Below are 2,092 nucleotides of genomic sequence, written 5' to 3'. Positions count from 1 at the left end.
GCCCGCGCCCATGATGCCGAAAGCGGGAAAGCCGAGATTGCCGAAGATCAGACACCAGTTGACCAGCGCGTTGAAAGGGATGGCAGCAAGCGCAATGGCCAGCGCCCAGCGCGGCCGCTCCAGCGCGGAAATAAAAATGCGCATCACGACGAAAAGGAAAGTCGGCAGGAGCGCCCATTTCATCGGAGCCATATAGGCGGCTGCACCGGCGGCAAGCTCCGGCTCCTGCCCGAGCGTAATGAGCAGTGCTTCTGTGTTCCAGAGGATGAGCCAGAAGGGGATGCAGAGCGTTGCCCCCGCCCAGAAGCCCTGCCGGATCGTGCGGCGTACTTCGCGCACAGAATGACGGCGGCGGCCAAGTTCGGAAGATGCAAGCGGCGAGGTGGCGGTGACGACACCAATGCCGAAAATCATCACTGCGAAATAGAGATTGGAGCCGAGCGCGCCCGAAGCCAGTGCCTCCGGTCCGAGCCAGCCCAGCATGATGACATCGGTTGCGTTGATCGCCACCTGCGCAAGATTGGCGGCAATGAGTGGCAGGGCGAGTGAAAGCGTTGCCCCGGCTTCATCGAGCCAGAGGCGTCGGGTCGCTCTGTCTGTCGCATGGAGCGCGCGCATTGCCGGTCAATCCTGTGAGCGGTGAAAGGCCGCGCAGGATATGCCCGCGCCGGGGAAGCTCAAGCGGAGTTTTCCTCAGGCCGCTTTTCTTTTCTCGTGCGCAAGGCAGCGACCAGCGGAAAAGGCAGATAGATCAGGAAGATGAGGGCGATGGCGGCAATCAGCCCGTGCGGGTCCCAAATCTGCATGGCGGCACCGGAAAATGGGGCGCCGACAAGTGCACCTGTCCCCCACATGGCAGTGGTGAAGGCGCTCGCGCCTGCAAGTTCTGCTCCCCGGAAGCGTTCGCCGACCAGCACCATGCCAAGGGTGAAGATGCCGTTGGCAAGGCCCACCACGAGAAAGAGGCTCATGCCCGTGCGGATGGGGCCGGGCAAGGCGAGGGGCAGCAGCAAATAACCCGCAATGGTTGCCGCGACGAGAATGGTGAGCAGGTTCAGGCGGTTCATGCGGTCGGCGAGAAGGCCGATTGCGGGCTGCATGAAGATCGCGCCGAGGGCTGCAACAGTGAGAAGAAAGAGACTTGTCTCTTCCATCATGCCGCGCCGGATCGCATAGAGCGGAAAGAAGGTGACGAGAGATTCTTCTGCTGCCGCGAAGAAAAAGTTTGCAAGCAGGGCAGCAGGCGCGATCAGCAGAAGGCGCCACATGGGAGATGATCTTTCGCCCGCCTGAAAATGATTGCGGCTGCGATCTGCCGTGGTGACGATGGCGGACGCTGCCAGCATCAACAGGCCGCCCACATAGAAAGGTTCAACGCCTGTGCCCATCAGCACGAGAAGGGTGGGGCCGAGCGCGAAACCTGCCGCGGCTGATGCGCTGTAGAGACCGATGATCTTGCCGCGCTTTTCCTCCGGCGAGAGGGAATTGATCCATGCCTCGCTTGTTGCCCAGAGAAGCGTGGCCGCGCTGCCGAGCAGGAAGCGGAGCGGGAACCAGGCGAGAAGATTTGCATAGAGGCCCATCAGCGCGAAGGCGAGGCCGGCAAGGAGAAGCCCTGCCACCATCACATTGGCCGGGCCGAAGCGCCGCAGGATGCGCGTCACGAAAGGCGAGACGAGGAAGACCGGTGCCGCCTGCGCCGCCGTTGACAGGCCGATCATGCCCGGCTCGACGCCCTGCCGCGCCAGAATGATTGCGGTCAGCGGGAAGGCGATGCCCATGGAGAGGTTCACCATCCCCATCGAGATGATGGCGGCGGCGAGGCTGCGCTTGTGGCGCGGCGGAACGCGTTCGGTCCCTGCCATTGTCACGGTCCTTGAAGGCGCGGGATGGCGCCTGAAATCAGAAGGTCAGCGGACGGCCTTTGCTGCGCCGCGCGTTGAAAGAGGCTGGCGGCGGGGCTCTTCCTGTCCGCGCGCCTTTTTCTGGCTGCGGCGAAGTGTGGTCGGGTCCTCGAAAAGCTCGGCGAGTTTTTCCGTCATCGCGCCGCCAAGCTGCTCTGCATCAACAATGGTGACAGCGCGGCGATAAT

General features: G+C 62.9%; 3 protein-coding genes. All 3 read right to left on the bottom strand.

Annotated elements, in window-relative coordinates:
• Positions 1 to 618, bottom strand: a 618-nt coding sequence (locus WBF74_RS11150) for an MATE family efflux transporter (protein WP_424439610.1), incomplete at its 3' end; no start/stop codon positions are given.
• A gap of 59 nt (positions 619 to 677) precedes the next feature.
• Positions 678 to 1,865 (bottom strand): MFS transporter, encoded by a 1,188-nt coding sequence (locus tag WBF74_RS11145; RefSeq protein ID WP_424439607.1) that lies wholly within the window; start codon positions 1,863 to 1,865, stop codon positions 678 to 680.
• Between the two features lie 45 nt (positions 1,866 to 1,910).
• Positions 1,911 to 2,092 (bottom strand): cobaltochelatase CobT-related protein (locus WBF74_RS11140; RefSeq protein WP_424439604.1); only part of this gene is annotated, 182 nt, incomplete at its 5' end.

Source organism: Parvibaculum sp., from assembly GCF_049672805.1.
Taxonomy (GTDB): Bacteria; Pseudomonadota; Alphaproteobacteria; order Parvibaculales; family Parvibaculaceae; genus Parvibaculum.
This window is presented reverse-complemented; position numbering and strand designations above follow the sequence as displayed.